The 21,349-nt window shown below is 68.1% G+C and carries 21 protein-coding genes; 3 read left to right on the forward strand and 18 right to left on the reverse strand.

Going from position 1 to position 21,349, the window contains the following annotated elements; translation table 11 throughout:
• The 4 genes from AVCA_RS01150 to AVCA_RS01165 are packed head-to-tail and all read right to left on the reverse strand — an operon-like array spanning position 1 to position 3,333.
• Positions 1-585 carry a nitroreductase family protein gene (locus AVCA_RS01150; protein WP_231876171.1) on the reverse strand — a complete coding sequence of 195 codons (585 nt, stop codon included), beginning with the start codon at positions 583-585 and terminating at the stop codon, positions 1-3.
• On the reverse strand, positions 573-1,580 hold the full coding sequence (locus AVCA_RS01155; protein ID WP_012698930.1) for an ATP-binding cassette domain-containing protein: 1,008 nt from the start codon (positions 1,578-1,580) through the stop codon (positions 573-575). Before AVCA_RS01155 ends, AVCA_RS01150 begins: the two co-directional genes overlap by 13 nt.
• Positions 1,577-2,281, reverse strand: coding sequence for a GTP-binding protein (locus tag AVCA_RS01160; protein ID WP_012698931.1), 705 nt, complete (start codon positions 2,279-2,281; stop codon positions 1,577-1,579). Before AVCA_RS01160 ends, AVCA_RS01155 begins: the two co-directional genes overlap by 4 nt.
• Positions 2,272-3,333: an ABC transporter substrate-binding protein gene (locus AVCA_RS01165; protein WP_012698932.1), complete on the reverse strand. Its 1,062-nt coding sequence runs from the start codon at positions 3,331-3,333 to the stop codon at positions 2,272-2,274. The genes AVCA_RS01160 and AVCA_RS01165 overlap by 10 nt, the downstream gene beginning before the upstream one ends.
• 385 nt (positions 3,334-3,718) lie before the next feature.
• Here AVCA_RS01165 and AVCA_RS01170 point away from each other — a divergent pair, with 385 nt between their 5' ends.
• Positions 3,719-3,955: a hypothetical protein gene (locus AVCA_RS01170; RefSeq protein ID WP_012698934.1), complete on the forward strand. Its 237-nt coding sequence runs from the start codon at positions 3,719-3,721 to the stop codon at positions 3,953-3,955.
• 34 nt (positions 3,956-3,989) lie between these two features.
• Here AVCA_RS01170 and AVCA_RS01175 read toward each other — a convergent pair whose 3' ends face one another.
• Positions 3,990-5,207, reverse strand: a complete 1,218-nt coding sequence (locus AVCA_RS01175) for an aldose 1-epimerase family protein (RefSeq protein ID WP_012698935.1) — start codon at positions 5,205-5,207, stop codon at positions 3,990-3,992.
• A gap of 54 nt (positions 5,208-5,261) precedes the next feature.
• A complete protein-coding gene (locus AVCA_RS01180) occupies positions 5,262-6,992 on the reverse strand; it encodes a glycoside hydrolase family 13 protein (RefSeq protein WP_012698936.1) in 1,731 nt (576 codons plus the stop codon).
• Between the two features lie 671 nt (positions 6,993-7,663).
• Here AVCA_RS01180 and mgtA point away from each other — a divergent pair.
• The gene (gene mgtA, locus AVCA_RS01185) at positions 7,664-11,251 is read left to right on the forward strand and encodes a magnesium-translocating P-type ATPase (protein ID WP_012698937.1); all 3,588 of its coding nucleotides are present in this window, start codon (positions 7,664-7,666) and stop codon (positions 11,249-11,251) included.
• A gap of 35 nt (positions 11,252-11,286) precedes the next feature.
• Here the strand turns inward: mgtA and AVCA_RS01190 are convergent, their stop codons facing one another.
• The 3 genes from AVCA_RS01190 to AVCA_RS01200 are packed head-to-tail and all read right to left on the reverse strand — an operon-like array spanning position 11,287 to position 12,710.
• Positions 11,287-11,598: a nucleotidyltransferase domain-containing protein gene (locus tag AVCA_RS01190; protein WP_012698938.1), complete on the reverse strand. Its 312-nt coding sequence runs from the start codon at positions 11,596-11,598 to the stop codon at positions 11,287-11,289.
• Positions 11,595-12,095, reverse strand: coding sequence for a nucleotidyltransferase substrate binding protein (locus AVCA_RS01195; RefSeq protein ID WP_236616329.1), 501 nt, complete (start codon positions 12,093-12,095; stop codon positions 11,595-11,597). Before AVCA_RS01195 ends, AVCA_RS01190 begins: the two co-directional genes overlap by 4 nt.
• Positions 12,096-12,140: 45 nt before the next feature.
• Positions 12,141-12,710 (reverse strand): nucleoside/nucleotide kinase family protein, encoded by a 570-nt coding sequence (locus AVCA_RS01200; protein ID WP_012698940.1) that lies wholly within the window; start codon positions 12,708-12,710, stop codon positions 12,141-12,143.
• 277 nt (positions 12,711-12,987) lie between these two features.
• Here AVCA_RS01200 and AVCA_RS01205 point away from each other — a divergent pair, with 277 nt between their 5' ends.
• Positions 12,988-13,200 (forward strand): YdcH family protein, encoded by a 213-nt coding sequence (locus AVCA_RS01205; RefSeq protein WP_012698941.1) that lies wholly within the window; start codon positions 12,988-12,990, stop codon positions 13,198-13,200.
• Positions 13,201-13,320: 120 nt separating this feature from the next.
• On the opposite strand, the gene AVCA_RS01210 is transcribed toward AVCA_RS01205, so the two are convergent.
• The 9 genes from AVCA_RS01210 to vnfD all read right to left on the reverse strand — a co-directional run bounded on the left by AVCA_RS01210 (position 13,321) and on the right by vnfD (position 21,046).
• Entirely contained in the window at positions 13,321-13,518 is a 198-nt protein-coding gene (locus AVCA_RS01210; protein WP_012698942.1) for a Nif11-like leader peptide family natural product precursor, read from the reverse strand.
• Between the two features lie 13 nt (positions 13,519-13,531).
• On the reverse strand, positions 13,532-14,350 hold the full coding sequence (phnE, locus tag AVCA_RS01215) for a phosphonate ABC transporter, permease protein PhnE (RefSeq protein ID WP_012698943.1): 819 nt from the start codon (positions 14,348-14,350) through the stop codon (positions 13,532-13,534).
• Complete coding sequence (phnD, locus tag AVCA_RS01220; protein ID WP_012698944.1) at positions 14,347-15,237, reverse strand: phosphate/phosphite/phosphonate ABC transporter substrate-binding protein; 891 nt, start codon at positions 15,235-15,237, stop codon at positions 14,347-14,349. The genes phnE and phnD overlap by 4 nt, the downstream gene beginning before the upstream one ends.
• A gap of 16 nt (positions 15,238-15,253) precedes the next feature.
• Complete coding sequence (locus AVCA_RS01225) at positions 15,254-16,102, reverse strand: phosphonate ABC transporter ATP-binding protein (protein WP_231876173.1); 849 nt, start codon at positions 16,100-16,102, stop codon at positions 15,254-15,256.
• Positions 16,099-16,584, reverse strand: coding sequence for a NifB/NifX family molybdenum-iron cluster-binding protein (locus tag AVCA_RS01230; protein ID WP_012698946.1), 486 nt, complete (start codon positions 16,582-16,584; stop codon positions 16,099-16,101). The genes AVCA_RS01225 and AVCA_RS01230 overlap by 4 nt, the downstream gene beginning before the upstream one ends.
• A gap of 62 nt (positions 16,585-16,646) precedes the next feature.
• Positions 16,647-17,552, reverse strand: a complete 906-nt coding sequence (locus AVCA_RS01235) for a hypothetical protein (RefSeq protein ID WP_012698947.1) — start codon at positions 17,550-17,552, stop codon at positions 16,647-16,649.
• Between the two features lie 245 nt (positions 17,553-17,797).
• Positions 17,798-19,225 (reverse strand): V-containing nitrogenase subunit beta, encoded by a 1,428-nt coding sequence (gene vnfK, locus AVCA_RS01240; protein ID WP_012698948.1) that lies wholly within the window; start codon positions 19,223-19,225, stop codon positions 17,798-17,800.
• A gap of 55 nt (positions 19,226-19,280) precedes the next feature.
• Positions 19,281-19,622 carry a V-containing nitrogenase subunit delta gene (gene vnfG / locus AVCA_RS01245; protein WP_012698949.1) on the reverse strand — a complete coding sequence of 114 codons (342 nt, stop codon included), beginning with the start codon at positions 19,620-19,622 and terminating at the stop codon, positions 19,281-19,283.
• Entirely contained in the window at positions 19,622-21,046 is a 1,425-nt protein-coding gene (gene vnfD / locus AVCA_RS01250) for a nitrogenase vanadium-iron protein, alpha chain (protein WP_012698950.1), read from the reverse strand. The genes vnfG and vnfD overlap by 1 nt, the downstream gene beginning before the upstream one ends.
• Positions 21,047-21,349: the final 303 nt, after the last annotated feature.

Below are 21,349 nucleotides of genomic sequence, written 5' to 3' on the forward strand. Positions count from 1 at the left end.
TTAGATCCAGCGGAGGAAGTCGTAGGGGTCTGGCACAGCCTCATTCGTTGTCTCCTCGGCGTGTTGCGGCGTTCCCAGATACAGGAAGCCGACGATCTGCTCGTTTTCGCCCAGTCCCAGTTCGCGGTGGAAGCCACGGTCGTACATCAGCCAGCCCGAGCGCCACAGGCCACCGTAGCCGAGGGCACGGGCGGCCAGTTGCATGGCCAGCACGGTGCTGGCGGCGCACAGTTGCTGGTCGAACAGCGGTACCACCTTGCTCGGCCGCGGGCTGGCCACCACGGTGATCACCAGCGGCGCGCGATGCGGCATGCGCGGGGTGCGAGCGATTTCCGCCTCGCTCCGCCCGGCGGCGACGGCGGCGCGCTGCATGGCCTGGCCCAGGCGGTCCAGGCCCTCGTCGCGGGCGGCGAGGAAGCGGTACGGGCGCAGGCGCTGGAAGTCCGGCACGCGCAGGGCGGCACGCAGGATCAGCGCCAGCTCCGCGTCGTCCGGCCCCGGCGCGCGCACGCTGTGGCAGGAGCGGCGGTTGAGCAGCAGGTCCAGGGCCGAATCCGGCGCGGGAGTCGGGATCATTCCGCCCATGTCAGTGTCTCCTCGATGCGCAGGCCGGCGCGCAGTCGTTCGCGGATGCCCATCAGGGTAGCGTCCAGGCGCTCGATGCGCTCCAGGTTGCGCCGCTCGGCCGCGCTGGTGTCGAGCACCTCGGCGATGCCGCCGTTGCGGATCACCAGCCGCCGCGCGCCGCGTAGCGCGAGCAGCGGGTCGTGGGTGGAAATCAGCACGATCTTGGCGCCGCCGACCAGCAGGTCCAGCGCACGCTTGCGGTCGACCCCGGCGTTCTCGATCTCGTCGATCAGCACCACCGGCGAGGCCGACAGCAGCGCCGCATCGGCGATCATCAGGGCGCGCGTCTGGCCGCCGGAAAGCTGGGTGACGGAGGTGTCGGCGGCGAACTTCTCGCCGGTCAGGGCGTTGGCGCAGGCGATCACGGTGAGCGCCATGCCTTCCGGGTCGGCGACCATCCGGCAGCGGGCGTGCATTTCGATCAGCTCGCGCACGCTCAGGTCGACGACGAAATTCATGTTCTGCGAGAGCTGTGCGACCAGCTTGCGGTCCGGCGCGTAGCGCCGTTCCGCGGGCGGCTCGGCGCCGTTGACCAGCACCCGGCGTCCGGTCGGCGTGTCGCCCTGGGCCAGGCATTCGATGTCGGCGAGCAGGCGGCTCTTGCCCGAGCCGGTCGGACCGACGATGCAGACGATCTCGCCGGCGTGGAAGACCAGTTCCCGGTTCTCGGCGTGCCCCTGCTTGTCGCGCCCGCCGAGCAGCGTGAGGCTGTCGATCCGCTCATCGGTGGCCTCGGCCAGGGCGCGCACCTCGGCGACCAGCCGTTCCAAGTGATCGAGTAACTGCTCGCGCTGCATGCCGGCGTCGAACAGCGCCTCGTCGGGCAGCCCGGCCAGCCACTGGCCGACGCTGGCGCCGGGCGCGGCGGGGGGCAGGGCGAGGGCGACGATGAACTCGGCGGCCACCGGGTGGCGTTCCGGCAGCAGGGCGAAGGGCAGCTCGGCGAGGCTCATCGGGAGTCCTCCAGGTCGGCGAAGCGCATCTTCTTCACGTTGCCACGCTGATGTGTCTCGCCGATGGCGGTCTCGCCGACGCAGTAGGGGCAGACCGCCGCCGGCATCGAGAAGCGCAGGCGGCTGCCGTCCAGATCCGGCGTCGGTGCGGCGGCGCGGATGTGGCGAACCAGATCGGCGGCGCCCTGGCCGGTGAGACCGTTGCAGAACAGCGCCGGCGCGCCGGGATTGGCCAGGCGCACGTGGAAGGCGAACACCTCGCGCTCGACCTGGGAAATGATGTCGCCCTTGGTGATCGCCACCAGGTCGGCCAGGCGCAGCATCGGGCCGATCTTCTTCGGCGTGTGCACCCCGGCCAGGGCGTCGACCACGCAGATCGCCAGCACGCCTTCGATGTGCGGCGAGCAGCGGTTGCACAGTCCGGCGCTCTCGCCGATCAGCACGTCGAGGCCCTGGCGCCGGCCCCAGGCCTGGCAGTCGGTGACATTGGAGACGAAGTAGTGGTCCGGGCACAGGGCGCCGGCCAGGCCGACCGCCACCGGGATGCCGTGCCTGGCGTAGAGGTGCCCGTCGTCGCTGGACAGGGCGTCGAACTTGGCCACGCCGACGGCGAGGCCTTCCTCCCTGAGCAGCTTGGCGACCTGGAGGATGACCGAGGTCTTGCCGACCGACGGCGAGCCGGCCACGGTGATCAGTTGCATAGGTGCAGTCCCCTCTGGGCGTGGCCGGCGGCGAAGAACAGTTCGACGGCGCGGCGCTGTTCAGCGTCGAAGTCGTGACGGCGGAAGAACTCCCAGCCCGGCCACTTCAGCCGCGCTCCCGGCGGGAAGGCGCCCGCCGTCGCCAGGCCGGTCGGCGGATAGCAGTTGCGGGCGAGCACGGCGCCGAGCCGCGCGCCGTGCAGGTAGTCGACCAGCGGGGCGAGGCGCCGCTCCTGGCCGGGCTTGAGCAGATAGCCGATCGGCATGGCCAGTGCGCCGTCCTCCGGCCAGAGCACCGCGGTGCGCTCGCGGCGCGGGCAGAGTTCGGCCTGCAGCCAGGGCAGCACGGCGATGGCGCCGACGTCCTGGCTGTTCGAGCCGGCCTGGGTCGCGGTGCGCACGTTGTGCTGCAGGTGGCGCACGTTGCCGGCGAAGGCCTCCAGCCCGGCCTGACCGAATTCCAGGTACAGCATCAGCAGCAGATAGGCGTTGTAGTCCTGGTAGGGCACCTGCGGATTCGGCCGCCAGCCGCCGAAGACGATCTCCCCGGCCCATTGCGGGTCGAGCAGATCGCTCCACACCCGCGGTGGCTGGCGGCCCTTGAGCCGGCGTTTGTCGACCAGCCAGACGAAGGGGATCACCGAGAACACCCGGAAGACGCCCTGCGGGTCGGCGAGACCGGCGGCCGCGCAGGCCGGATGCAGTGCGGGCAGGGGACGGGCGTCGGGACCGGGGGCGTAGTGGGTGAGCAGGCCGGGCGACAGGATGTCCTGGTAGATGGTCGAGACCAGCATGCCCGGCAGGCGGGCCGGATCGCGCTCGGTCGCCAGGGTGTCGAACGGGCTGTACCACTCGCCGCCGCCCAGGCAACAGCAGTTCAGGGACTCGCCGCCGGCCGCGCGCTGCGCCGCCAGGGTCTGGTCGATGCCGGCCTTGAACGCCCGGCGCAGCGGAATCGGCATGCGCCCGAGCAGGTCCAGTCCGCCCAGGGCGTCGGGCGTCGGCAACGCGTGATAGGCGGTGTCGGCGGTGATGTGCTGTGGTGTCGTCACGCTGACCTCCTTCCGGCGGCTGTTCGGATTTCGCTTCGCTCCAGCTTCGGGCGGGGATTCGGCTCCGTAGCGATGTGCGGAGGGCTGGAAAGTCGCGATGCGGGTTTTCCAGCCGATGAATCGGTTTTAAGCGAGATTCGGGCCAGCCGGCCCGTCAGCGCCCGAGACCGCGTCGGGCCGGTGCCACGGGCGCCCGGCGCGTGGCGGAAACAAAAGCGAAATGTTCTTTGCCGAACATTTCATCGCGGCAGACGTACCGGAGCGAACCCTCGGCGCCGTGCCATCGGCATCCGGGACCGGACGCGGCCCGGCCGGCGGCTGCCGCGGGGTTCTGGCACGCCGCTGGCATCGTCCCCGGCGCATCCATCCGCACGAGGAACACGCCATGAAGTCACGCGGCATCGTCAACGCCACCCGCCGCCTGATCGGCGCGCGCAAGCTGGGCAGCGCCACCCTGCTGGGCAAGGCCGAGGAAGAAGCCCGCCACGCCCTGACCCATGCGCGCGCCTGGATCGAGCGGACCAATCCGCGCGACGAGGAGGCGCAGCAGAACTTCCGGACCGTCGTCGCGGCGACCGAGGATCTGGAGCGCGCGCTGCTGGAGGGAGGCGCCGGCGCCTGACGGGAGGGGACGCCCGAGGGCGTCCCGGAAGGACTTACTGCTGCTTGGTCAGATCGACCAGCGGCGCCTCGCGCACCTCGGTCGGCCGGCCCGCCTGGACCTCTTCGACCCGTTGCACGGCCCGCTCCACCGCCGCCTTGTCGGCGAGCAGGGCGAAGCCGACCCGGAACCGGCGTTGCTCCTTGGGCCCGATGCTCGGCACCAGGCCGAGCGGGCGCTGGAAGCGGCGGTTGTAGGAGAAGCTGGTGCCCGGCTCGAGGCCGGTGACGTAACCCTGCCCGGCGGTGTCGGTGTTCTTCCACAGGGAGAACACCGGCAGTTGCCGGACGTTGTAGTCGACCCGCACGCCGCGGTCGCCGGCCTGGTTGTGCAGCACGGCCAGGGTGTCGCCCTTGTCGTCGCCGTAGGGCACCAGGTTGTAGACGGTTTCGTCGTAGTCCTTGGTCGGGCCGCGGTAGGTCTGCCAGTCGGCGAGGTCGCCGCGGGCCTTCTCGTTGAACGGCGAGACCTGCTTGACCGGGGCGACGAAGCGCGCGCCCTGCTCCAGCAGCGGGGTGCCGAAGTTGTTGTGGTAGAGCGCCTGGTATTCCTTGGGGTAGTCGCCGTCGTTGCTCAGGGTGTCGTCGATGACGAAGCCCGTGGCCCCCGGCGTGGTGCTCAGCTCGGTGGCGATGGCGAAGTCGACCTTCTTGAACGCCTGCTCTTTCAGCTCGCCCCTGAGGCGTATGGCGTACGGCGGCTGCTCGTCGATGCTGAGGACCACCTTGCTGGCCGGGATGTTCGCCGCCCGGCCGTGCAGGGTGAGCAGTTCGCCGTTGTCCGTGCCGGGGTGGCCGACCCACTCGTAGCCGCAGCGGGTGACCAGTTCGTTGAAACCCTCCAGCCAGCCGAGACCGCCACGGCCGTTCTGCTCGATGAACGCCGGGTTGACCACCTCCTTGACCGGCGAGTCCCAGCCCAGGCGGATGTCGCCGGCCATCGCGCGCAGCACGTTCATGCCGCGGGTCGGCACCACGGTGATGGTCATGGCGCCGGTGTCGATGTCGATCAGGCTGACGCCCTCCTGGCGCCCGCCGTGCAGGGTGCGCAGACTGACCGAGAACGGCTTGTCGGTCTGGATGCCCAGTTGCTGGCTGTCGATTCTCCAGTTCTGCGCCGGCTTGTCGGTGTCGAGCAGGACGTAGTCCCGGGCCAGGGCAGGGGTGGCGCCGACGATGGCGGCGAGGCCGATGAGGCAGGAAAGTTTGTGCATGATGATCCTTCTTTTCTTGTCGTGGGGCGACCGCGAGGCCGCCCCGGATAGCGATCAGGTCCGCTTCAGCCAGACCGCGGCGTTGGCCGGCAACCGGTCCGGCGCGGCCAGCGGCTCGCTGGACAGCAGCACCTGGCTGCCGGCCGGCAGCGTCGTGGTCTGCTCGCCCATGTTGATCAGCACGCGCAGGTCGCCGTTGTCGAAGGCCAGCGTGTCCTGGCCGGCGTCGGCCCACTGCAGCCGGCCGCTGCCCAGCGCCAGCTCCTGGCGCAGTTCCAGGATCTTGCGGTACAGGTTCAGTGTGGAATCGTCGGCGCCTTCCTGACGGTCCACGGCGTAGCGCGCGTAGGAGGCCGGCTGCGGCAACCAGGTCTTGTCGCTGGGGCCGAAGCCGAAGGCCGGCACCTCCGCTTTCCAGGGCAGCGGCACGCGGCAGCCGTCGCGGCCGACTTCCTCGCCCTTGGTGCGCAGGAACATCGGGTCCTGGCGGTACCGGCCGTCCATAGTGGTGTGCTCGGGCAGGCCCAGCTCCTCGCCCTGGTAGATGTAGGTCGAGCCGGGCAGGGCCAGGGTCAGCATGGCCAGGGCGCGGGCCCGGCGCAGGCCCAGCGCCTCGTCCGGCTGTGCGGTGGCCGGGCCGATGCCATTGCCGGGCAGGGCATGCTTGCCCAGCTCCTTCAGGCCGTAGCGCGACGGCGCGCGCACGGTGTCGTGGTTGGAGGTCACCCAGGTGGTCGGCGCTCCCACCGTGGCGGTCAGGGCCATCGAGCTGTCGATGACTTCCTTGAAGGCGCCCGCATCCCATGTAGTCATCAGGTAGTCGAAATTGAACGCCTGATGCATCTCGTCGGGACGCACGTAGTGGGTCAGCCGTTCGCGCGGGGTGACCCAGGCCTCGGCCACCATGATGCGCTTGCCGGGGTAGTCGTCGAGGACCCTGCGCCAGGCGCGGTAGATCTCGTGCACGCCGTCCTGGTCCCACATCGGGCCGACCAGCGCGCCGGCGTTCTCGCGGCCTTCCTCGACCGGCAGGTCGGGCAGGCCCGTTTCCTTGACCAGTCCGTGCGCCACGTCGACGCGGAAGCCGTCCACGCCGCGGTCCAGCCAGTAGCGCAGCACCTGCTCGAACTCGGCGCGCACCTGCGGGTTGTCCCAGTTCAGGTCCGGCTGCTTGCTGTCGAACAGGTGCAGGTACCACTGCTTCTCGCCCGGCACCCGGTCCCAGGCGGCCTTGCCGAACACGCTCGGCCAGTTGTTCGGCGGCAGCTCGCCGTTCTCGCCCCGGCCGTCGCGGAAGATGTAGCGGGCGCGCTCGGGGCTGCCGGGCGGCGACTGCAACGCCGCCTGGAACCAGGCGTGCTCGTCGGAGGTGTGGTTGGGCACCAGGTCGACGATCACCTTCATGCCGCGGGCGTGGGCTTCCTCGAGCAGACGCTCGAAGTCCGCGTTGCTGCCGAACATCGGGTCGACGACGCGGTAGTCGGCCACGTCGTAGCCGGCATCGGCCTGGGGCGATTTGTAGAAGGGCGACAGCCACAGCGCGTCCACGCCCAGCCTGTCCAGATAGTCCAGCCGCGAGACGACGCCGGACAGATCGCCCATGCCGTCGCCATCGCCGTCGGCGAAGGAGCGCGGATAGATCTGGTAGATCACCGAGTGGCGGGCCCAGTCCTGGTCGCCTGCGGCGGTCTTGGGGCTGGCCGCCAGGGCGTTGCCGTGGAAGGAGGTCAGGGACAGGGCGACGGCGGTCGCGAGGCTGGTGGCGAGGAACTTGCGACGAAACATACGGGCTTCCTGTTCTTGGGATTATTGGTAGGCAGAGCGTGTTTCTTGACGTAGTGCGTGCTGTATTCAGGGCCGTCGGCATCGGGAACGGATGCCTGCCGAACGCTGCAGCCGGGCAGGGCGCATGAAAGCGCCGGAAGGCGCGTCGCCGCCTGCGCCGGCATGGGGGCGAAGAGGATCCGGGGAGCGAGGGGCAGGGATATCGCCTGCGGGCGCGGGCGGTTGGATGACTGCAAGCATGGGACACCTTGTTTCGGAGATAACGCTGTCTCTGGGCCGTGGGCCCGGGCGCGTCGTCGCCGTCTTGTTGTTCTTGTCGTTTGCCGAAGCCGGCCCGGAACGAGTGGGCCGCTCTGCCCCGGCAAGGGTCCCCGTGTCGGGGTGTCGCTACCTTAGTAGGGGGATTTTCGTTTGACAAGACACCTGTCGTTTTAAGGTTTTTCTCGGGAGTTATCGGTAGGTAAAACGATTCATCAAGATGAATGCAGATGTTCGCACGTTCGGACCGGCTGCCGTGCGGATCGCGTCGGTCGGCCTCCGCTGGCCGACCGCGAAAAAAGATCGCCGCGAGCCGTCCGTGCGGCCGGAGCGCGACAGCGCGCCTCGCCCCGGCGACTACCGTACTGGCTACGCTGTAGAGGCATGCCGGCCTGCGCCGATACGGGGGAAAGATGAGCGCTTCCAACGACATGGATTCGTCCGCCGGCGTTTTCGACGGCGGCGCCCGGCGTCTGTTGTGGACATCCTGGCTAATCGGGGCGGCCGCTCTGGCGGCGCTGGTGGCGGTGGTCCTGCATCGCGCCGAGGCCGAAGCGTTCGCCCGCCTGATCGAGCGGGCCGAGCCCGGCTGGTTCGTCCTGGCCCTGGCGCTGCAGGCACTGACCTATCTGGCTCAAGGCCAGCTCTATCGCCGCGTGGCGCGGGCCGGCCAGGTTCGCCTGCCGCTGCTCGACGCCTGCCGGTTGGGGTTGATGAAGCTGTTCGTCGACCAGGCGCTGCCGACCTACGGGGTCAGCGGGACCCTGGCGGTCACCGCGGCCTTCCAGCGCCTGGCCGTTCCGCATCCGGTGGCGATGGCCTGCCTGGTGGTCAGCCTGTCCTCCTACCTGCTCGCCTACGTGCTGGCGCTGGCCGTGGCGCTCGCCATCGTGGTCGTCGAGGGACATGCCACGCCGCTGCTGATCCTGGCCGGCGGCCTGTTCGTCTTCGGCAGCCTGGTCGCCGGGCTGGGCGTGGCGCTGCTGGCCGGGCGCGGCCTGCCGGGCCGGCTGCGGCGCCTCGCCGGCTTCGCCCGGGTCGAGCGCGGTCTGGCTCTGCTCGGCCAGGCCGATACCCGGCTGACGCGCAATCCGCGCCTGCTGGCGCTGACCGTGGCCCTTGACCTGGGCATCGTCCTGCTCGATGCCGGCACGCTCTGGGCGCTGCTCCGCTCGCTGGGCACGGAGGCGTCCTGGAGCGGCGTGTTCGCCGGTTTCATGCTGGCCAGCGTGTTGCGCAGCCTGGGTATCACGCCGGGCGGTCTCGGTGTCTTCGAGGCCGCCGCGGTGACCACCCTGGGCTGGGCCGGGGTGCCCCTGCCGGCGGCGCTGTCGGCGACCCTGCTGTTCCGGGGGCTGAGCTTCTGGCTGCCGATGCTGCCCGGTCTGCTGATCGCTCGGAGCGCGCTGCGCACGCCGCGGGCGCGGCAACCGGTGGCGCCCGGCGAGCCCTGGTGGAGCTGGACGCCGGCGCAGGCCTTCGCCGCTCTGGACTGCGCCGCCGAAGGACTTTCCGGCGCCGCCGCGGCGGCTCGCACCGGTGCCGGCGAGACGCCGGAGCGGGCCCGTCCCCGTGGTTTGGCGCGGATCTTCCTCGAACAGTTGCGCAGTCCGCTGGTGCTGATCCTGATCTTCGCCAGCATCGTCTCGCTGGTGGTCCACGACTGGCTGGATGCGGCCATCGTGCTGGCGATCGTGCTGATCGGCGCGCTGCTCGGCGCCGGCCAGGAATACCGCGCCTCCAGCGCCCTGGAGCGGCTGCGCCGGCGCGTGGCGATCACCGCCCGGGTGCACCGCGACGGCGCGCCGGTCGAGATTCCAGCCGGTGAGGTGGTGCCGGGCGATGTGATCGAACTGTCCGCCGGCAGCCTGATCCCCGCCGACGGGCTGGTGCTGGCGGCGCGCGATTGCTTCGTCGGCCAGGGCCTGCTGACCGGCGAGACCTTCCCGGTGGAGAAGCGTCCGGGCTTGGCCGAGCCCGGCGCGAGCCTCGCCGAGCGCGACAACTGCCTGTTCATGGGCAGCTCGCTGCGCAGCGGCACGGCGACCCTGCTGGCGGTGCGTACCGGCGCCGACAGCGAGTACGGGCGGATCGCCCGCAGCCTGAGCCTGCGCCCGCCGGAAACCGAGTTCGAGCGCGGCCTGCGCCACTTCGGCGCCCTGCTGCTCAAGGTGATGCTGCTGATGGTGGTCGGCGTGCTGGCGGCCAACATCCTGCTCGAACGGCCCACGGTGGAAACCCTGATGTTCGCCATCGCCCTGGCGGTCGGCCTGTCCCCCGAACTGCTGCCGGCGATCCTCGGCATCACCCTGGCCCGGGGCGCGCAGCGCATGGCCCGGCGCGGGGTGATAGTGCGCCGGCCGAACGCCATCGAGAACCTCGGCGCCATGGACGTGCTGTGTACCGACAAGACCGGCACCCTGACCCGCGGCGTGGTGCAGCTCGACGGCGCCCTAGACCCCGACGGCCAGCCCTCGGAGCGCTGCCTGCTGCTGGCCGGCCTCAATGCCAGCCTGCAGACCGGGCTGGCCAACGCCCTGGACGCCGCGCTGGTCGCCGGGGTGCGGGAGCGAGGCCTCGACCTCGGCGCCTTCGGCAAGCTCGACGAGATCCCCTACGACTTCGTGCGCAAGCGCCTCGCGGTGGTCGTCGAGGGCGCGGACGGCGAGGCGCTGATGATCGTCAAGGGCGCGCTGGACAAGGTGCTGGAGCGCTGCACGCGGATCGGCGAGGCCGAGGCGGCGCCCCTGGACGAAGCGGCGCTGGCCGCGCTCCGCGAGCGCTACGCGCAGTGGAGCGCCCAGGGCTACCGGGTGCTCGGCCTGGCCAGCCGGCCGGTGCCGCGCCAGGCGCGCTACACCGAAAGCGACGAGAACGAACTGGCCTTCGTCGGCTTCCTGCTGTTCTTCGACCCGCCCGAACCCGGCGTGCGCGACACCCTGCGGGATCTCGACCGGCTCGGCGTGGCGGTGAAGATCATCAGCGGCGACAACCGTCTGGTGACCCGCCATGTCGCCGAGGCGGTCGGCATCCCGGCCGGGCGGGTGATCACCGGCGGCGAGATGCTGCGGATGCGCGACGAGGAACTGCTCAACCTGGCGCCGCAGGTGGCGCTGTTCGCCGAGGTCGACCCCAACCAGAAGGAGCGGATCATCCTCGCCCTGCAGAAGACCGGCCACGTGGTCGGCTTTCTCGGCGACGGCATCAACGACGCGCCGGCGCTGCACGCGGCGGACGTCGGCGTCTCGGTGGAGCAGGCGGTGGACGTGGCCAAGGAGGCGGCCGACTTCGTCCTCCTGCGCCACGACCTGGACCTGCTGCGCCAGGGCATCGACGAGGGCCGTCACACTTTCGCCAACACCCTCAAATACATCTTCATCACCACCAGCGCCAACTTCGGCAACATGATCAGCATGGCCCTGGCCTCGCTGTTTTTGCCCTTCCTGCCGCTGCTGGCCAAGCAGATCCTGCTCAACAACTTCCTCTCCGACATCCCGGCCATGGGCATCGCCGGCGACAACGTCGACCGCGAATGGGAACGCACACCGCACCACTGGAACCTCCGCGAAGTGCGCAACTTCATGGTGGTGTTCGGCCTGGTCAGCTCGGCCTTCGACCTGCTGACCTTCGGCACGCTGTTCTACTTCGTCGGCGAGCGGCCCGAGCTGTTCCGCACCGGCTGGTTCGTCGAATCGCTGCTCACCGAACTGGCGATCGTCTTCGTGGTGCGCACCTACAAACCCTTCTACCGCAGCCGCCCCGGCCGTCTGCTGCTCTCGAGCACCCTGGCGGTGATGCTGCTCACCCTGCTGCTGCCCTACACCCCGGCCGGCGCCTGGTTCGACCTCGTCCCCCTGCCGCCCGCGCTGCTGGCCATGATCGGGCTGATCACCCTGCTCTACGCGGCGACTTCGGAGGCGGTGAAGCGGCGCTTCTATGCGGCGGCGCGGATGCCGAGGGGGGCGGCGAGGAGGTATCGGGGAGTGGAGCCGGGTCGGTAGAGAAATTGCGACGGGCACACGGCGGAGGAATGATTTCAGCCCTTCACATATAAAGCCTTCCCCACTCGCCCGATATGCTCGACCAGCGCCGGATTGTCGATCTGCGCATACAGCGACAGGTCGATCTTCCAGGGCAGCAGCAGATCGTCCAGCGCCAGCTCGATATTCAGCAAGTCCCGATAGTTCAGGTCGCCCTTGAGGGTCATGTCGATATCCGAGCCGGCGCGGAAATTGCCCTTGGCACGGGAGCCGTAGAGCACGGCCTGCTCGATGCCCGGAAAGCGGCTGAACACCTGGCGGATGGACTCGACGGCCTGCGCTGGAAGGCCGATTTCCTCGGGCGTCATGCGCTCGGCTCCGTTCGGCTGGAGAGCATGCGCTCCAGAGCCTCGAGCAGCGGGTGATGCTGTTGCCGGATATCGAGCAGAATCGCTTCGGCGGTTTCTTCGTTGCAGGTGTGCAAGGTGCGGCCGCGGTCGGTCAGCATCCGCATCCAGCCCTGTCCGTCGGCGATCAGGCCAGCGCTGAATGCCTCTCGTATGGTGTCGCGCGAGCCGACGATTCCTTCGATACCCTGCCAGACGAGGAAATCTTTCAGCGTATTCCAGGCCAGTTCGTAACTGCATTCGAACACGTGAAACGCTCCCTGTCTTTCCAGTTTCGACAGGGGTCGCCGGCTCATCAGCTCCATGGCTTCGTCGAGTTGCAGCAGGGCCTTGCGGAAATTGTTCAGCCGCCATTGCCAGTGAGTATCGGGAGTGTTCATTTCCATCCCTTGCAAGGTCTTGCAGTTTTCCGTTCGGGAAGCCGATGGAATAAGGGTTTCGGTTAGGAGCGAATTCATTCGCGATGCTTCCGCCATTGCCGCCAGTCGCAGATAAATCTGCTCCTACTGGGCCGCTGGCAAGCAGCCAATCGCCCCGATCACCCGCCTTACCGCCTCTTCCTCGTCTGCCCCCGTCACATCCACCTGCAGATCGCAGCGCCCCCCGAGTTCGGCCATGACCACGCCGCGGAACGTCGGGTCCAGGCTCTGGATATCGGCGAGGCTCATCTCTCCGCGTGCGCCCAGGCGGCGGATGCGTTCGTCCTCGTCCAGGGTGAGCAGCACAGATACGTCCGGGCGCGGCAGGGCCGGGAGCAGGGCGTCGAAGTCGGCGTCGACGCCACGCGCCCGCGCGTAGGCGATGGTGGAGGCCAGGAAGCGGTCCATCACCACGCTCCGGCCGGCGTCCGTCGCGGCCCGCGCCCTGGTGCCCTCGGCGGCGGCGACGGCGAGGTAGAACAGGGCATGGGCGATCCTGGCGTCGCCCAGCGCGGCCTGGATCGGCTCGCGCAGCGGTTTTATCGCCGGGCCGGGCATGCTCATGGCGATCCCGCCGAGCGCGGCGGCCAGGTTGCGGGTCAGGGTCGTCTTGCCGACGCCGTCGAGGGATTCGATGACGATGAAACGGGCCATGGGGGTTCCTGTCGGTGGATGCCGGGAGCGCTCCTCACGGCGGCGAGTCCGTGCCGGAGCCTTTCATCAGCATAAGCGCCCGGGCGCGGATGGGATGTGGCGCGATGGTCCGGCCGCTTCCGCCGGAGGCTCTGACACCGGTCAAGGGTGGCCGGCCCGTCGGCTGTCAGGATGAGGCTGTGCCAGGGGCTCCCTGGTACTGCGGCGTCCGGGCCGGACGGTGCCGGCCGCGCTATCTGCCGTGTCACCTCGACAATCGTCAACCCAGGAGTTCCCCATGTTTCCCGAGTACCGCGATCTGATCACCCGCCTGAAGACCGAGGATGCGCATTTCGCGGGTCTGTTCGATGCGCACAATGCGCTGGACCAGCGCATCAAGAACATGGAGGCCCACATCGAGCCGGGCACGCCGGCGGAAATCGAAAACCTGAAGAAGGAAAAATTGAACCTGAAGGATCGGCTGTACGCGATCCTCAAGGGCGCGGCATGAGGCTTCCCCTCCTCCCCGGGGGCGATCCGTTTCGGTAGCGCCCGGCGCCGTCGCATGAAAAAAACGCCGACCGGCAGGGAGTCCGGTCGGCGTAAAGCCACAGTCGCAAGGGTGTGGAACTCAGAGGGGAGTGATGCCGTTCTCGGCGTAGATCTCGTCCTGGGCCTGGCGGAATTCGGTCATGCTGAATTCGTAGCCATGCTCCTTGAGCAGCGCCCAGCTCGCCGCTTCGTCCTCCGAGCCTTCGTTGACCGTGTGACGGAAGGCTTCGTCGGTACGCATGCGGTTGATATAGGCCTTGGCGGATTCGACACTCATCGGGAATGCCTCCTTAAGAAGCGGTGGTGTGGTCGAGGAAACGGCTGCGGATCTGCGCGCCGAGCAGGTTGACGAGGCTGACCAGGACCAGCAGGACGGCGATCAGGGCCAGGGCCTCGCGGTATTCGAAAAGGTGGAAGGCGGTGATGATCTCCAGCCCCAGGCCGCCGGCGCCGATCGCGCCCAGGGTGGTGGCGGCGCGGATGTTGTGTTCCCAGCGGTAGAGGGCGACGTCGACCAGCCGTGGCAGCACCTGCGGCAGCACGCCGAAGCGCAGCACGCCGAGCACCGGGACGCCCTGGCTGCGCAGCGCGTCCACCGGGGCGCGGTCGACGTGTTCGAAGATTTCGGCGAAGAACTTGCCGAGCATGCCGGTGGAGTGGCAGGCCAGCGCCAGCACGCCGGGCAGCGGGCCGAAACCCACCGCGGCGACGAACAGGATGCCCCACAGCAGGCTGGGGATCGAACGGATGCTGTTGAGCAGCAGCATCACCGACTGGCGCACCGGTGCCGGGGCCAGGTTGCGCGCGGCCAGGGCGCCGAGCGGCAGGGCGGCCAGGATGCCGCCGGCGGTGCCGGCGACGCTCATGGACAGGGTATCCATGAGCGGCTTGCCCCAGCTCGACAGGCGCTGGAAATCCGGCGGCCAGGCATCGAGGCCGAGCGTCCAGAGCGTCGGCAGCATTTCCCGGTAGCGCTCGGCATCCAGCGCGCCGGCCCAGCGGGCGGCCAGCAGGATGGCGCCGAGGCAGGCGGCCAGCAGCAGGCAGGACAGCCAGGCGCGCCGGGCGGCGATGCGCAGTACCGCTTGCTGCTGGGCGGGGATGTTCATTTCGCGTTCACCACGGCGTCTTCCGGGTGGTCCTTCTCGATGACCGAGATCCAGTTGCGCACGCGATCCACGTCCGAGTCGACGCAGGGGATGAAGGCTTCGGCGCGGAACACGCCCAGCGCGGCCGGGTCGCTGGTGCTGATGAAGGCCCTGCGGATCTTTTCCTTCACCTCGGGAGCCAGCCCGGAGCGGAACGTCCACATGTATTCGGGGATCGCCGGGGAGTCTTCGAGGATGCGCACGCTTTCCGCCTTGATCTTGCCTTCCTTCAATAGGCGTTCGTAGATCGGCTTGGACAGGCCGCCGGCGGCGACCTTCTTGCTGGCGACGGCGAGGGCGACCGCGTCGTGGGCGCCGAGCACGCGTAGGGTGTAGTCGCGCCCGGAGACCAGGCCGGCTTCGGCCAGCATGTAGCGCGGCACCCAGGTGCCCGAGGTGGAGGCCGGGTCGCCGAAGGCGACTTCCTTGCCGCGCAGGTCCTCGAGGCTGCGCGCCGGGCTGTCGGCCGGGACGATCAGCACCGCCTGGAAGGTCGGGCCGACCTGGGCGTGGGTCGGTCGGGCGAAGGGTTCGAGCTGGACCTTGCGGCTTTGCAGGATGTAGGTGATCGGCCCCAGATAAGCGATATCGATGCGACCGAAACGCAGCGCTTCGCTGGTCGCCGCGTAGTTGGCGCCGACGGTCAGTTCGACGGGGATGCCGAGGGTCTTTTCCAGATGCGCGCGCAGCGGTTCGTTGAGGCGCATCACGGTGGGGGCGGATTCACCGGGCAACAGGCCGACGGTGAGCTTCTTCGGCATGGCCGAATCGTCGGCGTGGGCAGCGAGGGCGACCGGCAGGAACAGTACGGCGAGCAACGGGCGCAGACGCTTGAACAGTCGGGTCATGGAGCTTTTCCTTTCGCTAGGGAGGGGTGGATTCCGGGGCGGAATGCAAAGGGAACAGGCGTTCCTGGGCCGCGGCGTCGAAACGCTCGGGACTACCGTCGAAGACGACGCGGCCATCGCCCAGGCCGACGATGCGTTCGGCCAGCCGGCGGGCCAGGTCGAGCTGGTGCAGGACGATGACCAGGGTCAGCGCGTGCTCGCGCACCAGACGGAGGAATTCAGCGGCCAGGCGTTCGGCGAGGGCCGGGTCGACCGAGGCGAAGGGCTCGTCGGCCAGCAGCAGTCGCGGCTTGCGCACCAGGGCGCGGGCGATGCCGACGCGCTGGCGCTCGCCACCGCTGAGCCGGGCGACCGGGTCGAGGGCCTTGCCGAGCAGGCCGACCTCGGCGAGGGCGGCAAGGGCCTCCTCGCGCATCGCCCGTGGCCAGGGCAATGGCGACAGCGGGTGGCGGCGGTCGGCGAGGCCGAGCAATACGTTGTCCAGCGCCGACAGGCGGGCGATCAGCGCATGCTCCTGGAATACCGTGGCGCTGCCGCGGCGGTGGGCGAGCAGGCTGGCCGGGGTCCGCAGGGGACCGATGCCGTCCACGCTCAGGGTGCCGGATGCGGGGCGCAGCAGGCCGTTGAGCGTGGCCAGCAGGCTGCTCTTGCCGATGCCCGAGGGGCCGACGATGGCGGTGATGCTGCCACGCCGGATCTCGAGGTCGATGCCGTCGAGGATGGGCTTGCCGCCGCGCTCGATCGACACGCGGTCGAGCCGCAGCAGCACCGGCGAGCCGTCTTCGGCCGCCGCCGGCGCGCTGCGCCTCGCGCTCGTGCCGAGCGCGAGGGGGGGATCGAGGGGCAGTTGGTAGCTGCCCGTCATGCCTCGCGCTCGATCAGGTAATCGGCGTTGCGCACGCCATAGCCCAGCGCCTTGCGCAGCCACAGCGGCGGGTTGCTGCCCATCATCCGCTGCAGGTGCGCGACCACTTCGTCGATCTCGCGGCTGTGCTGCATCTTCACCGGGAAAACCCCGGCGTTCTTCACCTTGACCGCGGCGAAGTCGCTGAGGGCGAGGGTGAAGAGCACGGCACAGCCTTGCATGGCGTCGACGCGCAGCTGGACCTGGTCGACCGAGGCGCCGCCGGTCGGGTCGCCCATGGAGCAGCCGGCGCCGCCGCCGGGGCCGCGCTTGCCCTCGCCGCCGCTCTTGCCGCCGCCCTTGAACTGGATGACGTCGAGGAAACTGGCCTCGTCGTAGGTGACGTCGTAGATGACGATCTGCTTGGCGGTGGCGAAATTGGCGTCGACCTGCAACAGGTCGTTGCTGGTGATGGCGATCTTCAGATGGCCGATCTCGTTCATGTCCGTTTCCTCGCGTCGGGTGGGCTCAGGCTGGGCGCCGGGCGCGGCCCGGCGCGCGGGATTCAGGTCATCGGCAGGCCGACGACGTTCTTTTCGTGGGCGAAGCGCAGGCGGAAGGCGTCCGGCAACCTGGTTCCGCCGTCGGTGCGCGCCAGCCAGCGGGGCAGCTCGGCGACGGCGATGCGCCCGGCCTTCAGGGCCTCGACCGGCACTATGTAGAGGCGGTCGTCGAGGCTGATGTAGAAGTCGATCGGATGGCGGGCGGCGTTCTCGCCGTACTTGCCCAGATCGATGCGGTAGTGGCTGTCCTCTTCGAGCTGCAGGCGCGGGTTGTCGCAGTCCAGGCGGACATGGCGGTTGAACCAGGCTTTCTGGCGGAACTGGAACAGCACCCGGTCGTCGTCGGCGAAGGAGCGGATCTCGGCGACGATGTCGGCGTAGTACTGGCCGAGCAGCAGTTCCTCGTAGGCATCGCTGTAGGGCTGGTCGAAGGATTCGAGGTAGCAGGCGACGCAGGCGGTGAGCAGTTCGAGGCCGGCCTGGGTGATCAGCAGGCTCAGCGCGCAGCGGTTGTAGGTGCAACTGGCGCGGATCAGGCCGTCGTCGCGGATTTCGATGGCGCCGTTCTGCTGGATCGCCGCGGCGCGGAACACGCGCAGGATGCGGAAGATCTCGGCCATCAGCTTTTCCGCCGGGGTGCGGCGGGGCAGGGCGAGGTAGCGTTGCCAACTGCCCAGGTCGGCCAGCGACGGGTCGCGGGATTCCTGCCAGTCGGCGAGCAGGGCGTAGGCACTGGTCAGGGCCAGTACCAGGCGCGCCGGCACCTGACGGGCGGTCGCGCTTTCCGGCTCCGCGAAGCTCAGGCGCCGGGGGCGGGTGTAGGGTTCGATAGGACGGTGTTCCGGTCGGGCGCACAGCTCGCCGAAGCAGGCGCGGTAGTGGGCGACCATTTCCTGTCGCTGTTTCATGGCATCACTCCCGGGAATGCGGCATGGCGGCCGGATCTGGAATACGGGGCGGAGGCCCCGGCCGGAGCCGGGAGCCGCCGGGGGCGGGAGCGGTTTTCCGGTGCATCGGCCTGCCGTCGGAACGACCTCGGGCGTGACGGCTCGCAACTCCCTCGCCCATGCATGGGCGAGGGGAGATCCGTGCATGCCGTCATCTCGGTCGGCTCGACAGCCGGAGTGCGTGGAAACCGCTCCGGCACCTCAACTCACCACGTATTGAGGATCCACTCCTTGTTACGGGTGTATTCCATGTGGGCGAACATGGCGTTGGCGATCATCTCGCCCAGTTCCATGGCGCCCTGGTAGCCGATCGAGGGCTTGCGGTAGAGACCGGCGCGGTCGAAGGTCGGGAAGCCGACGCGGACCATCGGGATGTTGGCCTCGATGGCGACGTAGCGGCCCTTCGAGTGACCCATGATCAGGTCGAGCTGGAGGCCGGCGTTGATGCGCTTCTCCAGTTCCCAGAGGTCGGCGTTGTGGACGATCTCGATGTCGAAGTGCGCGGTGTTCTTCAGCTCCTCGATGCGCGGGTCCTTCTTGTACTTGTTGCCCTGGTCGTCGCCGATCAGCAGCAGTACGGGTTCCAGCTCGACTTCCATGCAGAACTGGGCCAGGCCGAGCACCAGGTCCGGGTGGCCGAAGATCGCCACTTTCTTGTTGGCGAAGAACATGTGCGCCAGGTCGGCCAGGGCGTCGAGGGCGATGCCGCGCTCGCGGACCAGCGACTCGGGGATCTCCTTGCCGGTGACTTCGGCGATCTTGCGCAGCATGTCGTCGGTGTTCTTGATGCCGTAGGGGGTGTTGACCAGGGCATTCGGCACCGCGAAGGTCTTCTGCAGCAACTCGCCGGTGGTGTTGCCCTCGTAGCGGGCCAGGGACAGGGTGGCCAGGGCGTTGGCGCTGTCGGCGATGTCCTCGACGGTGGTGCGGCCGTGGGTCTCGATGCTCTTGTTCGGCAGCATCGGCGAGTCGAAGTCCTCGGTGTCCATGTAGATGTTGGCTTCGACGTCCATTTCCTTGAAGTAGCGCTTGAGCAGCACCACGTCGCCGGGGTTGACCCAGCCCGGGAACACGTTGAGCTTGCCGCTCGGCTGGCCCTTGCCGTGCGCGTCGGTGATGGTCTTGAACACCGACTTCACGCACTCGGCGTAGCCGGTGACGTGGCTGCCCTTGAAGCTCGGGGTGTGTACCGGCGCCAGGTAGATCTTGCGATCCGGGAATTCGGCTTCGAGTGCCCGGTTGCAGACCCGGATGCTGCCCTCGATGTCGTCGCCGATGACTTCGGTGGAGCAGGTGGTGATGATCGGGATGACGCGCAGGTTCGGGTAGCGGCGGGCGAGGACCAGCACGCCTTCCTCGACGCGCTTGGCGCCGCCGAACACCGCCGACTCCTCGTGCAGCGAGGTGGAGGCGACGTCGAAGTTTTCCTTGAAGTGCTGGGCGAACAGCAGGCGGACGAACATCGTGCAGCCCTGGCCGCCGTGGACCAGCGGGATGCAGTCCTTGATGCCGATGCCGGCGTACTGGGCGCCGGCCGGCTGGCAGTCGTACATCGGGTTGATGATGCCCTCGCGGTCACGCGGGCTCAGCTTGACTTCTGCCGGCTTCAGCACGGTCAGTTCGCAATTGCTCATGAAATGGCTCCTTCGCGCGCGGAGACGGCGTTCCGGCCGTCTCCGCGCCGATGACTCAGTAGAGGTGGTGGTTGAGTTCGCGGTTGGTCGAGCGGGTGATGGTCACGTCGACCAGACGGGACTTGAGACCGTCGAGCAGGAACTCGATCTCTTCCTTGTTGACCTGCGAAGCCCAGGGGAAACGCTCGCGGACATCGTTGGCCATGGCCAGGGCGTCGGCGTAGAACAGGCGCTCCTGCGGGGTGCCGCGCAGCGGCTCCTGGCCGGTCAGCAGGCGGCCGACCTGATTGAGCACGCCCTCGATGTTTTCCTCGCGGTCCCAGGTGCGCGAGAAGAACTGCCACAGGCAGCGCTCCTCGACATAGGCGAACAGATCGTCGAGATGGGACTGGCTCATCAGGCGGCCCCCCGCACGATGACCGGGGTAGTCTGCGACTTGTCGCGGATATCCACGGCGGCCAGGTGGCGCAGCGGGTTGTGCACGGCGTTGTACATGTCGCGGGCCAGGTTGACGAAGCCTTCGAAGCCCATGTACGGGCCGTTGTGGTAGCCGTGGCCGTTGACGTAGGGGATGTGCAGCTTCTTGACCAGTTCGCCGACGCGCGGGCCGGTGAAGATCACGTCCGGCTTGACCAGGTCGATGATCTCGAAGAATTCCAGCTCGTTGCCGTCGTCGATGTAGTAGGTGCCTTCCTTGCCGCGGGCGATGACCTTCTCGAAGTCTTCCTCATGGCCGAACTTGGAGGACATGGCCACCACTTGCACGCCCAGGTCGTCCTCGACCGACTTGGTCCAGTGCCACAGGCGCGGGCCGCCGGTCCAGATCGCCATTTTCTTGCCTTGCAGACGCTCCTTGTACCAGTCGAGCTTCGGCTTCCACTTGGCGTATTCCTCGGCGATCAGCTCCTCGCCCTTCTCCTCGATGCCGAAGAAGGCGCAGATCTTGCGGATGCCCTCGGCCATGTAGTTGAAGCCCCAGGAGTCGATGTCCAGACGCGGGATGCCGTAGCGCTTCTTCAGCTCGTTGGCGATGTAGCCGGAGGAACGGGCGCAGTTCACCACGTTGAGCTGGGCCTGGTGCATGCAGCGCAGGTCGTCGTAGGTGCCGTTGCCGGTGAAGTGGGCGACGACCTGGATGCCCAGGCGGTCCCAGTAGGTTTGCAGCAGTTGGGTATCACCTTGAATATTGAAGTCACCGATGAAGTTCATGGTGTATTCGCTGGTGATTTCCTTCTCCATCGTCTCGACTTTCTCGTTGATCCAGCCGATGTTCAGGACGTGGTGGCCCTTGGACTGGGACACACCGGAGAAGCCGGGGCATTCGACGGTGAAGACGTCCACGTCCGGACGGTCCTTCATCACCTTCTTGGCCACGGCCTTGATGTCGTCGCCGATCAGCGCGGTCGGGCAGGTCGTGTAGACGATCATCCGCTTGATGTCGGGCATTTCGTCGAAGGCTTCGTGCATGCTCTTCTCGAGGCGTTTCTCGCCGCCGAAGACCACATGGCTTTCCTTCATGTCGGTCGACCAGACGTACTTCATGTTGAAGTGGCCGTTGTCGGTCGGGTAGCGCTTGGTGTGCCAGGTGTCGTAGGCACAGCCGAGCGGGCCGTGAATCATCTGGATGGTGTCTTTGAGCACACCGCCGATCACCAGCTTGGCGCCGCAGAAGGCGCAGCCGCGTTCGGACAGGGTGCCGGGGATGGTCGCCGCGTTGGCGATCGGCAGGAACTCGCGGGTGTCCTCGTTGGGCGCCTTCAGATAGATGTGTTTCTGGCGCTCGGGTATGTCCTTGTCACATTCCAGCAATACCATTGGCATGATTGAAGTCTCCTCGGCTCTATGCGTGGATCGAGTCCCCTGACGGCACTCGACCGGGACCGGAAAAACCGGTTGGCGAAGAGGTAAGGGCAGGATGCGTGCCATATGTCCTTGCAGCGCTTGCAGGAATTTTTCGCGGCATCGCCGCTGTCTCAGATTAATCCTTTCGAATCAATTATTTGTGCGCATTTTCGAGGTTTTGGAAAAGCGCCGGGGCAAGCCTTTTCCGGGCTTTTTTTTCCTGTTCGGGACAACCGGGTGGACGGCCGGCGGGTTACGTAAAAGGTTTTTCGTTCGGCCAAG

The organism is Azotobacter vinelandii CA, assembly GCF_000380335.1.
In the GTDB taxonomy this organism is placed as follows: Bacteria; Pseudomonadota; Gammaproteobacteria; order Pseudomonadales; family Pseudomonadaceae; genus Azotobacter; species Azotobacter vinelandii.

What these genes read in the sequence shown, in the direction of transcription:
- AVCA_RS01150 (WP_231876171.1), bottom strand. Translation starts at nt 585, where the DNA reads ATGGGCGGAATGATCCCGACTCCCGCGCCGGATTCGGCCCTGGACCTG.
- AVCA_RS01155 (WP_012698930.1), bottom strand. Translation starts at nt 1,580, where the DNA reads ATGAGCCTCGCCGAGCTGCCCTTCGCCCTGCTGCCGGAACGCCACCCG.
- AVCA_RS01160 (WP_012698931.1), bottom strand. Translation starts at nt 2,281, where the DNA reads ATGCAACTGATCACCGTGGCCGGCTCGCCGTCGGTCGGCAAGACCTCG.
- AVCA_RS01170 (WP_012698934.1), top strand. Translation starts at nt 3,719, where the DNA reads ATGAAGTCACGCGGCATCGTCAACGCCACCCGCCGCCTGATCGGCGCG.
- AVCA_RS01175 (WP_012698935.1), bottom strand. Translation starts at nt 5,207, where the DNA reads ATGCACAAACTTTCCTGCCTCATCGGCCTCGCCGCCATCGTCGGCGCC.
- AVCA_RS01180 (WP_012698936.1), bottom strand. Translation starts at nt 6,992, where the DNA reads ATGTTTCGTCGCAAGTTCCTCGCCACCAGCCTCGCGACCGCCGTCGCC.
- mgtA (WP_012698937.1), top strand. Translation starts at nt 7,664, where the DNA reads ATGAGCGCTTCCAACGACATGGATTCGTCCGCCGGCGTTTTCGACGGC.
- AVCA_RS01190 (WP_012698938.1), bottom strand. Translation starts at nt 11,598, where the DNA reads ATGACGCCCGAGGAAATCGGCCTTCCAGCGCAGGCCGTCGAGTCCATC.
- AVCA_RS01195 (WP_236616329.1), bottom strand. Translation starts at nt 12,095, where the DNA reads ATGAATTCGCTCCTAACCGAAACCCTTATTCCATCGGCTTCCCGAACG.
- AVCA_RS01200 (WP_012698940.1), bottom strand. Translation starts at nt 12,710, where the DNA reads ATGGCCCGTTTCATCGTCATCGAATCCCTCGACGGCGTCGGCAAGACG.
- AVCA_RS01205 (WP_012698941.1), top strand. Translation starts at nt 12,988, where the DNA reads ATGTTTCCCGAGTACCGCGATCTGATCACCCGCCTGAAGACCGAGGAT.
- AVCA_RS01210 (WP_012698942.1), bottom strand. Translation starts at nt 13,518, where the DNA reads ATGAGTGTCGAATCCGCCAAGGCCTATATCAACCGCATGCGTACCGAC.
- phnE (WP_012698943.1), bottom strand. Translation starts at nt 14,350, where the DNA reads ATGAACATCCCCGCCCAGCAGCAAGCGGTACTGCGCATCGCCGCCCGG.
- phnD (WP_012698944.1), bottom strand. Translation starts at nt 15,237, where the DNA reads ATGACCCGACTGTTCAAGCGTCTGCGCCCGTTGCTCGCCGTACTGTTC.
- AVCA_RS01225 (WP_231876173.1), bottom strand. Translation starts at nt 16,102, where the DNA reads ATGACGGGCAGCTACCAACTGCCCCTCGATCCCCCCCTCGCGCTCGGC.
- AVCA_RS01230 (WP_012698946.1), bottom strand. Translation starts at nt 16,584, where the DNA reads ATGAACGAGATCGGCCATCTGAAGATCGCCATCACCAGCAACGACCTG.
- AVCA_RS01235 (WP_012698947.1), bottom strand. Translation starts at nt 17,552, where the DNA reads ATGAAACAGCGACAGGAAATGGTCGCCCACTACCGCGCCTGCTTCGGC.
- vnfK (WP_012698948.1), bottom strand. Translation starts at nt 19,225, where the DNA reads ATGAGCAATTGCGAACTGACCGTGCTGAAGCCGGCAGAAGTCAAGCTG.
- vnfG (WP_012698949.1), bottom strand. Translation starts at nt 19,622, where the DNA reads ATGAGCCAGTCCCATCTCGACGATCTGTTCGCCTATGTCGAGGAGCGC.
- vnfD (WP_012698950.1), bottom strand. Translation starts at nt 21,046, where the DNA reads ATGCCAATGGTATTGCTGGAATGTGACAAGGACATACCCGAGCGCCAG.